The organism is Chryseobacterium sp. JM1 (assembly GCF_000737715.1).
Lineage (GTDB): Bacteria > Bacteroidota > Bacteroidia > Flavobacteriales > Weeksellaceae > Chryseobacterium.
In genome coordinates, this window is the sequence record NZ_JPRN01000013.1 from 118,073 (window position 1) to 128,329 (window position 10,257).

The following is a 10,257-nucleotide window of genomic DNA, read 5'->3' on the forward strand; positions in this document are numbered from 1 at the left end:
ACCCTACAAAATAAAACTTTTAATAAGAGAACTTGAACATATGAAAAGATTGAAATGCGGTCTTACCGTTGCGGCAGTATTTTTTACGGTAGCAGCCGAAGCACAGGAACTGGTCCAGAAAGTATCATTCGCTGTCCCGGCAAGCAGACCTCTCATTGAGGTGCTGGAAGATTTTGCCGGAAAAACGGGAATGAGGCTGGCCTATTCTAAAATGGACATTAAGGAGCTAAAGGTAAAAGGCGTAAAATGTGAAAATACTTCTGTAAACAACTGTCTTAAAGATATTACAAACGGGCTTCCGGTAGCCTTCCGCCTCCGTGGAGACCTGATTTCAATAAAATATGAAGGAAACGGCATCTCGGTAACAGGAGATGGGAAAATTTCAGGGAAAATAGTGGATGAAGTAGGGAATCCTGTTGCCGGAGCTGAAGTAACCGTGGCAAAGAAGACCATTTTAACGGATAACAACGGTGATTTTGTTGTAGATGTTCCTTCGGGAGTTTATACTCTTACAGTAAAAGCTTCAAAATACAGCCCATTGAGGGTAGAAAAGCTTTCAGTGAATACCAATGAAACGAGTACGGTGTCATTTGCAATGAAGCAGGCATCGGATAAAATAACGGACATTAAAGAAGTCGTTCTTACGGCCACCCGAAAAGCAGATACTCAGGCAGGCCTATTGGCTCAACAGAAAAAAGCGGCTCAGATGAGTGACGGAATCTCTGCCGAACAGATTGCAAAAACGCCTGATAATGACGTTGGAGGAACATTGAAAAGAGTAACGGGAATCACGACGATCGACAACAAATATGTAGTGGTACGTTCCATGGGAGAGCGTTGGAATACAGCCGCTATGGATGGAATCAATCTTCCAAGTACCGAGGCCTATAACCAGAACTTTTCATTTGATATTATTCCCACAGCGATGGTGGAAAGTATTGTGGTAAGCAAAACGGCAACACCGGATATGAATGCCAGTTTTGCAGGTGGTTATGTAGAAGTAAGAACCAAAGATATTCCCAATGAAAACTTTACGACGGTAAGTGTAGGAACTTCCTATAATGATCAGTCGGCGTTTAAAGAATTTCTAACCCGAAAGCAGGGTAAATATGATTATTTCGGATATGACGACGGAACAAGAGATTTTCCTAAAGGCCTTGAACCAACAGACTGGAACAATCCCTTATTTTTCGAACAGTCGAAAAGATTTACCAATGACAACTTCAGTACTTTCAAAACGAAAGCTGATATGGGATCTAATCTGCAGTTGGCACTGGGAAGAACGTTTGCCCTTAAAAATAATAACAAATGGGGATTTGCAGGAGCATTTACGGTAAGAAACGAGCAGAATACACTGGATATTGACCATACGGGGAGAGGAAACTGGCTGGATACTACAGCACCCTATGATCCTAACTGGCAGGCGAATGGAACGAATCCTATCGTATTTTACAATTTTAAAAACAAAGGAGCTTCCTATAATTATAATTCCACGCTGGCAGGAATGTTGAATTTCGGGTTACAGCTGGGGAAAAACAGAATTTCCTTCCGTAATTCATACACCCATATCTATGATAATACACTGACAAGAGTGACGGGCTGGAATGAATATACAGGAGGAAGCGGAATGGCGGCCAATGCGGAAGCATCCTATAATTATTTCTACAACGGAATTATTCCCAATAATGATCCTGCACAGATCAAAGCTCTGGACAAACCATATACCGATAATACCAATTATCCTATTTATCAGACGCTTTTGCAGAATAAACTGGAAGGAAATCATAAAATCGGAAATGTAGATATCAACTGGTTTGCTGCAAGAACAGGCGTGAAGTCTGACACCAAAGACTACACACAGTATCTGAGCCAATACGATTTCGTGGGGAGTGAGATTCTTACCTATCATATGGTATACAACTCAGCATCTAATTTTTACAGGGGATATATCGCCAATAAAGAAACGGATTATAACTACGGAACTTCCCTAAAGTGGAATATAGATACGGGAAATTTTAAAACCGACATTAAAGCAGGTTACGCCGGAGTGATAAAGAATAATACCAACCAACAGCAGAAATTCTTTCTTAGAGTAGATGAAAACAGGGATGTTCCCAGCAGTGAAAAAGGATTTACATCGTTATATGGTTCTTTGAATCAGTGGTTTGATGGTTCTAAATATGTTCCGGGAGGAATTGGCTGGCAAACAAAGCCTATGTACAAAAATGACAAGTACGAAGGGAAGGTAACCCAAAATGCATTTTATGTCATGTTTGACAACAGATGGAAGAATCAATTTAGATTAGTTTGGGGAGTTCGTGCGGAATATTTTAAGTATGACCTTATTTCTCAGCAAATGGACGATTCGGATAATCAAAACGTTAAAAAAGCGCCTATTGATGATAAGGCATGGCAGTGGATGCCCTCTGTCAATTTTACCTACAGTCCTACTAATAAGATCAATGTAAGATTGGCTTATAATAAAACAGTAATTCGTCCTCAGTTTAATGAAAGAACAGGGTTGCCATATTTTGATCCGGTAGCCAACGGTTTGATCTATAATACAGAAATGACCTCATCGGTTGTTAACAACTACGATTTTAAATTTGAATGGTTTCCAGGATTGGGAGAAATATTCTCTGCCGGATTATATTACAAGGATATCGACAGACCTATCGAGCGTGAAGGCCGTCTCTCAAATGAAGGAAATCTCTTTCTGTACAATGGGAATTCTAAAAATGCAAAGCTGAAAGGATTAGAAGTGGAGGTAAGGAAAAATCTTGGATTTATTTCCGAAGGATCTCTGCTGGAAAAACTTTTTGTAAGTGGAAACTTCACCTATAATACCACAAAGGTAATCGCTTTCAAAGATCAGTATAAAACAGGGGAGAACGGTGAAACCTATGAAGTGGAGAGACCATTATACGGACAGACTCCTTATGCCTATAATTTAGGAATGACCTACGACGGAAGCCGTTTTGGTGCCAGTTTTTTATACAACGCCAAGGGTGATCAGTACATCACAGTAGGCTATGACTATAACGGAGAGGAAATACAGCGTCCTTATGCGGTAGCAGATGCCCAGCTTTCCTATAAATTCTTAAGAAACAGAAATCTGGAGGTTAAATTCAATGTCAGAAACCTTTTTAATAGGGTGAAGGAGTTTTATAACAATTTCAATTCTTATTCAGTGCCCAACGGATCCGGAGGAAGTACCATATCAACGGACCGGGAGGCATGGCAGCTTCTTCCGGGCGCTACAGACAAATATGACAAGAATATCGATAAGATCACATTCCGTGCTTATAGCGGAAGGATATTCGGGGTAAGTGTGAATTATACGTTTTAAAAGATTATAAAGAACAGAATAAAAGAGCTCATTGATGTAATGCACAGGTTTTCGGAAACCTGAAGACGATTCGGATCAATACTGATGATGCGCACAGCAGTACAGGATCAGATAAAAACCGGCCGCTGTTATTTTTTCCCGGACAGCAGCGGATAAGCAGGGAAACCCGGCAGGACAGCTCCTCCTGAAATGCAGGGTAATCATACAACCAAATCGCAGGAATATAGAGGCGGATGTTCCTAAATATTAAAAATTCGGTCATAAAAATAATATGAACGGGTCTACTAAAAATTATAACAATGAAAAAACTAACTTTAATTGCTTTTGCAGCATTATCTCTTACTGCTTGTCAAAATGATAACCTTGCAGATTCTTCTACTCCTTTTGAAATGAAGCCTGCTTCTGCTGAGTATCTTACAGCTTCTTCTCTTCCTGTAACTACTGTAAGCGGTGATATTACTTCAAGCACTACTTGGAGTGGTGTTGTAGAACTTGATGGTATCGTAACTGTGAAGAATGGTGCTACATTAACTATTCAGCCAGGAACTTTCATTAAGGCAAAACCAAACACATCCAATACCGCTACAGGAGTTTTAGTAATCTCTAAGACAGGTAAAATCAATGCTACCGGTACAGAATCTCAGCCGATTATTTTTACAAGTTATAAACTGTTAGACGGAGACGAAAACACAACGGCTGCTCCTGGAGATTTCGGTGGAGTAATTATTTTAGGTGATGCACCTGCCAATACACCTGATACTAAAACGATTGAAGGATTAACAGGTTCAGATTTTTATTACGGAGGTTCCGATGCAGCTCACAACGGAGGTACATTGAAATATGTTCGTATTGAATTTGCTGGATTCGATCTTTTAGCGCCAAACTCAGGAAATGAGATCAACGGTCTTACTTTAGGAGGTGTTGGAAACGGTACTACTTTAGATCATATCCAGGTTTCTTACGGTAAAGATGACTCTTTCGAATTCTTCGGAGGTACAGTAAATGCTTCTAACCTTGTTTCTTTTGCTGCAGATGATGATAACTTTGACTTTGACAACGGGTACACAGGAACCATTACCAATGCACTTGCTTTAGCAGATACTAACTCTACGCACAGTTTAAGTGGTGGTGTTTCTGATACTAACGGTATTGAGCTGGATAATAACGCAACAGGTACTGCTACACCATTGATCACTAATCCGGTAATCAACAATCTGACAATTGTAGGATCTCGTACTAATGTATTGTATACTACAGGTACACCTTCAGGATCTTATTATGAAAATGGTATCCACATCAGAAGAAACGGAAAATTAACGTTGAACAACGCCGTAGTAACAGGATATCCTGTTGGAATTAAAGTAGAAGGTACAGGTTCTGAACTTACTTCAGCTTCTAACCTAAGCTCAATCCAGGTACACGGATTTACAACTTCTGTTACAGGTACAGGTACATCAGGAATTCCTGCAGCCAACCTATTAACAGGAACTACCGCTTCATCTTGGGGTATGAGCCAGCCGTTCTTCAACGAAGGACCATGGAACGTATCTCCTAGAAATAGCGGAAACTTCCAGGGAGCATGGACTAAATATGACTTCTCTATTGTAGAATAAAACATGAAATGCAGGGGAAGCTTCCCATGTCTTTCCCTGCTTTTATTTTTTTTTAAAATCTCTAATAATCTGTATTATGAAAAAACTATTTTTATTATTTATTGTATTGGTATCTCAGGCTGCAGTATCGCAGATTCAGGTATGGAGCAATTCTTTTGATACACCTGCTGATCTTCAGGGATGGACTACTCATGACCTTAACAACAACGGAAACGGATGGGTACAGGGACAAAATATTTATTTAAGCGGTACCGCTCTTACGTATGGTACTTCAGGAACGCTTCGCTATTCAACAAGTCTGGTTCCTTCAGGTACAGTTCCAAGCCTTGCTACTGAAAACGACTGGATCATTTCTCCGCAGATCAATCTGGAAGGAGCATCCGGAACCATCAATCTGGCAGCGTATATCGGAAGACAGAGAACAACGCACCTTAATTTCGGACGTGATGTATATATTTATGTAAGCACACCCCAGAAACCTGTTCCTACATTGGCAGATTTTCAGGCAATGACCGTAGACGGAAGCGGAAATGATATTCCAAGTCCATACAGAATTATCGCCGGGACGCTCAGCAACCCTTTTCCAACGGATCTTACTCAGTTTAAAGAAAACGTTTTAGATATTTCTGCTTTTGCCGGTAAAAAGATCTACATCGCTTTATGGTCTAACAGAAAAACGACAGGAAACAATCTGCAGAATATTAACATCGATGAAATGGCGATTTATGCTTCAACATTTTTGGGAACTAAGGATGTAAAGAAGAAAGAAAATCTAACTAAAATAACGGAAAACCCGGTAAAGGAATTCCTTCAGCTTCAACTGAACCCAGACTTTAATGAAAATAAGACGGAGGTGAATATTTACAGTGTGGCCGGACAGAAAGTGCTTTCAGTACCATATAACAGAGCTGTGAATGTAGCATCATTACAGGCAGGAATGTACATCGCTGAAGTTTCTGACGGAAAAACAACGGAAAGACTGAAGTTTATTAAAAAATAATCAGACAGCAGCTATCCAACCACCTACAGAGCATTCTGCAGGAATTGACATGAAAACTTTAATCGGTCAAAAATGATTTGAAGCTTCCCCGCAGAGACTTTTTTTGACCATAAACATATCTGACTTAGTTTTTTTATAATTATCCTATTGTCCCGCTAGTCAACGGGCGGGACAATATTTCTAAGTCCGGTTTTATAATTTAAATTGATATAAATGAATAAGTTCATTGCACTTTTATTTTTTACTCTATTGGTTTCCTGTGCAGACAGCAGCGTAATGCAGCCGTTTGATAAATCACAGAAACCTGCTCAGGTTACGATCAAAGGATATTCAAAGCCGGATGTTCTTCAGCTGAGACTGAACGGGACCCCGGTATCCATTAACGGAAGCACGTCTTACACCAATAAAATAGAAACCAGACTTGATTTTGTCCTGGATGAAGGCGAAACAGACAGACTTGGAATCTACAACAATGAAACGGGCGCTGAGGTAGCCCATTATAATATGACCTACAATAATATCGACGATTACAAAACCCTGAACTTCTTCAATCTTCCAGGGATCTTTCTTCAGGCTTCAGCCGTAAAACCACAGGTCAATCTGGGAAAAGTAGGATTTGAATTCATTTTTCCAAACCTGGGTGAATATTCCGGGACCACATTAGCCAATGTGAAAGGAATTCTGAGAAGAGAAAATGGAGTAGTTCTGGCAGAATTTGACAATATCGGAAAGAAGAGCTTTACGGAGGTAAAAATATATAATTATTTCAGTAATACAGCTCCGGTTTATCTTGAACTCTATAAACCCGGAACTACCACTCCCTATATCGGATCTGAAATCATCAAAGTTAAAATAAAACAGGATATGGGAGCGAATCTGATCGTGATTCAGGAAAAAATGGAAAATGGTGTCCTTACGGTCAAAGGAGATATCGATGTAGCAGATTATCTGTAATACCAGCCCGACTCTATGAAGAACTTTATTTATTTTCGTCTGTTGCTCCTTGTGGCAGTTTCACTATTGGTCTTATCATGCAATAACGATGATGAGGGTGGTCCCAATTTTCCGGACGGAAGCACAGAATCTGTCAACCTTTGGGTACAGGACAGCATGAGGCGGTACTATTACTGGGCAGATCAGATGCCGGCGAAACCGGATTATCATCTTCCGGTAAAAGATTTTTTTAAAAGCCTGTTGTCCCCTCAGGACCGTTTTTCATTTGCGGTAGATCCTCAGGACCCTTCTTCTTATCCGCGGTCTGTCCGCAATATGTATGGTTTTGATTACGCAGTGATACAGCTACCCAATGGAAATGTAGTGACCATCGTTAAGCTGGTGATGAAAAACTCTCCGGCGTTCAATTCTGGGTTGCAGAGAGGAATGATGATTACAAAAATCAATGGCCAGGCGATTACGGCTTCAAATGCGGAACAGCTAACCTCATCGATTAAAGACCAAACCGTAATAGATCTCACGGTAGGGAACTGGAAAAACGGAATGGTTGCGGATGAAAAGAACATCAAAGTCTATTACGGATACTCTTTTGAACAGCCTTTGGAATCTAAAATATTTGAGAAAAACGGGAAAAAGACAGGGTATCTCTACATCTACGATTTTCCGGATGGAATGACATCGGCACTGAATCAGAAATTCGCTTTATTCAAAGCTTCCGGAGTACAGGAACTGATTTTAGATCTCCGTTACAATTATGGCGGTTCCGTATCTTCAGCTGCGGCACTTTGTTCATTAATTCCGTCAAATATTACATCAACATCACCATTCATTGTATATAAAGGAAACAAAAACGGAGGTGAGGTGAAAAGAACATTTGCCCAGCAGATTGCTTATGATCCCGCAGCCGTCGATTTCAATACCCTTCGAGCCAATGCTCTGGGATTGAATAAAGTCTATGTTTTAAGTTCAAGCAGTACGGCTTCTGCATCAGAGATTGTCATCAATAATCTTAAACCTTATCTGCAGGTTGTTCAGGTAGGAGATGTGACGCTGGGGAAAGATATGGCGGGATTTATGGTGGAAGATAAACGGAAGCCCAAAAAGATTTCCTGGCAGCTTCATCCGGTGATTTATAAAGTTTTTAATGCCAGTGGGGAAGGAGGTTATAGCAACGGGATTGTTCCACAGGTTGCAGCTAACGAATTTGCCGCACTTCCGCTGCTTCCGCTGGGAGATTCAGAAGAAGCTTTAATTTCATCGGCCCTGAACAGTATTTATTCAAAATCAGCACGCAGGGAAGTTATGGACAAAGGTGTTAAGATTTTATTTCAAAGCGATACGCCTTCTGCAGCCATCGGGAAGTGAACGTCTTTTTAAGCTTTAATACATAAACCAACAGCCATGCAGGGAATAGAACCTAAATTTCACAGCAGCCTTACAGACCGGATGGAGTATTACCGCGGTCTCCTGAAGAAAACAGCCGGAACTTCGGATATCCAGCCTTCTGATATGATCTCAAAGATCTCGGAATTGGGAGAATTGTATGAAGATTATCTGGCCAATAAAAGACAATTGGAAAGAAGCATTAAAAATTACAGACAATACCATAATGATCTGCGTAAACAGCTGACTTTACGGGTGCGGGAGTTAAGACGGAAGACGAGGCAGAAGTGATTTTTGTTTAACCACAAAAGTTGCAAAAGTTTTTTACACTTTAGTTATTTTAAAGTTGAGTGCGTTGAAAATAAGAAGTTCACTTAAGTTTTTTGAAAATCTTTGATTTATAAGAATTTAATGTCCTCATGAATTCAACATTTCAAGCAGAGTTTTAAGTGTTTAAAAGGTTTCATGGGGTATTTATTCCGTCTTCATTAGATTCTTTACTATGAAATTCATACATTTATCAGGTTGACAGATAACAAGTGTGTATGCATTTTGATTGGTTTCAATTTTCTGAGTATGTAATAAAGATATTCTGGCAGTTTTCATGGCCGCAATGGGTCATATTCAGTCTTTTATCAAATGTTTTTTTATGTTCATTTTCAATAGGATTATATCAGGTTATTGAAAAAACATGCCGCAAAGACGTGTTGCAGGAACAAAACCATCCTATTACTAAATCAGATTTTTATCTCAGCCTTCTTACGGTTTTCTGTAACAGTTTAGTCATGCTGTTGGGAGCATTTCTATGGAAAACCCATTGGATTATCCTTGACTCTGATCCATCTGCAGTTTCTGTTTTCTTAGAAACCATTGCTCTCATTCTCTTAATGGATCTTCTGATGTACTTTTTTCATTATGCAGCCCATCTGCCTTATGTGTATAAAATACTGCATGGCAGACATCATGAACATGTAAGTACCAATTTTCTAAGCCTTTTTGTATTGCATCCTTTCGAAACCATCGGCTTTGGATTCATGATTTTAGCGTTATTGATCTGCTATGATTTTTCTATACTTTCTATAAGTCTTTATGTATTCATCAATCTTATCTGGGGAACCATAGGTCATCTGAACAGGGAATTCTTTCCCGCATCGTTTGACCGTTTCTTTGTGGGAACAACCAAGTTTCACAATCAGCATCATTTGGACGGAAACAAAAACTTTGGTTTTTATACTTCTGTTTGGGACAGGCTGTTTGGAACGTATCGGGCGTGAAAATATTTATTTTATTGATAGTTTCTACTTTTTGTGGATATAAAATTATATGTGTCATGTTCTGTCACTGTATAGTGATAGCTATAATTCATTAAAAATGCGCATCATTTAAAAGACACCAAAGGGTGACAAAATTCATATTAAATCTCAATAAAGAGACTTGTGGGCGTGTTAAAAAATGTTAAATTTACCACATTATTTATAAAACTAATAGTAACTTAAAAACTTAAATGGATGAAAAAAATATACTCCGGAGCACTGATGCTGTGCACACTTCTGGGACTGTCTGCCCAGGAAGTATTGTGGCAGAAAGACATCAGGTCTTCTACACAGAATTTTCTAAGCCAGGTGACCACGACTATTGATCAGCAATACCTTATTTCGGGAAGCTCAATTCAGGGAAGTTCCCTTCGAGAGCCTCAGGGAACAGGAAAGCAAAATAACGGTTACGATTTTCACTTAATCAAATTAAATCAGCAGGGTGAGCAGGTTTGGGAGAAGTATTTCTCAGGGCAGAACCATGATTATCTGTCAGCTTCCGTAGCCACTCAGGAAGGAGGTTTTCTTCTGGCCGGAACTTCTTATTCCGGAAAAGGATTGGATAAAAAAGAAGATTCCAAAGGTGGATCGGATATCTGGCTGATCAGAATCAATGAATTCGGGGATGAGCTTTGGCAGAAAACA

General features: G+C 39.7%; 7 protein-coding genes and 1 pseudogene. All 8 read left to right on the forward strand.

The features are described from left to right. The first annotated feature begins 40 nt into the window (after nucleotides 1-40). Nucleotides 41-3,349, forward strand: a complete 3,309-nt coding sequence (locus tag IW22_RS19085) for a TonB-dependent receptor (protein ID WP_034729747.1) — start codon at nucleotides 41-43, stop codon at nucleotides 3,347-3,349. 299 nt (nucleotides 3,350-3,648) lie between these two features. Then, a complete protein-coding gene (locus tag IW22_RS19095; protein ID WP_034729750.1) occupies nucleotides 3,649-4,962 on the forward strand; it encodes a hypothetical protein in 1,314 nt (437 codons plus the stop codon). 76 nt (nucleotides 4,963-5,038) lie between these two features. Continuing rightward, nucleotides 5,039-5,962, forward strand: coding sequence for a T9SS-dependent choice-of-anchor J family protein (locus tag IW22_RS19100; protein WP_034729752.1), 924 nt, complete (start codon nucleotides 5,039-5,041; stop codon nucleotides 5,960-5,962). A gap of 213 nt (nucleotides 5,963-6,175) precedes the next feature. Continuing rightward, the gene (locus tag IW22_RS19105; RefSeq protein WP_228384071.1) at nucleotides 6,176-6,916 is read left to right on the forward strand and encodes a hypothetical protein; all 741 of its coding nucleotides are present in this window, start codon (nucleotides 6,176-6,178) and stop codon (nucleotides 6,914-6,916) included. Between the two features lie 15 nt (nucleotides 6,917-6,931). Further along, a complete protein-coding gene (locus IW22_RS19110; protein WP_034729755.1) occupies nucleotides 6,932-8,281 on the forward strand; it encodes a S41 family peptidase in 1,350 nt (449 codons plus the stop codon). Between the two features lie 36 nt (nucleotides 8,282-8,317). Beyond that, the gene (locus tag IW22_RS19115) at nucleotides 8,318-8,590 is read left to right on the forward strand and encodes a hypothetical protein (protein ID WP_034729758.1); all 273 of its coding nucleotides are present in this window, start codon (nucleotides 8,318-8,320) and stop codon (nucleotides 8,588-8,590) included. Between the two features lie 413 nt (nucleotides 8,591-9,003). Next, nucleotides 9,004-9,573, forward strand: coding sequence for a sterol desaturase family protein (locus tag IW22_RS19120; protein WP_228384072.1), 570 nt, complete (start codon nucleotides 9,004-9,006; stop codon nucleotides 9,571-9,573). 234 nt (nucleotides 9,574-9,807) lie between these two features. Next, nucleotides 9,808-10,257, forward strand: a pseudogene (locus tag IW22_RS19125) (T9SS C-terminal target domain-containing protein); the annotation flags it as partial.

Excerpts from the sequence above, each read along its gene's own strand:
- IW22_RS19085 (WP_034729747.1), top strand. The coding sequence starts at position 41 with ATGAAAAGATTGAAATGCGGTCTTACCGTTGCGGCAGTATTTTTTACG.
- IW22_RS19095 (WP_034729750.1), top strand. The coding sequence starts at position 3,649 with ATGAAAAAACTAACTTTAATTGCTTTTGCAGCATTATCTCTTACTGCT.
- IW22_RS19100 (WP_034729752.1), top strand. The coding sequence starts at position 5,039 with ATGAAAAAACTATTTTTATTATTTATTGTATTGGTATCTCAGGCTGCA.
- IW22_RS19105 (WP_228384071.1), top strand. The coding sequence starts at position 6,176 with ATGAATAAGTTCATTGCACTTTTATTTTTTACTCTATTGGTTTCCTGT.
- IW22_RS19110 (WP_034729755.1), top strand. The coding sequence starts at position 6,932 with ATGAAGAACTTTATTTATTTTCGTCTGTTGCTCCTTGTGGCAGTTTCA.
- IW22_RS19115 (WP_034729758.1), top strand. The coding sequence starts at position 8,318 with ATGCAGGGAATAGAACCTAAATTTCACAGCAGCCTTACAGACCGGATG.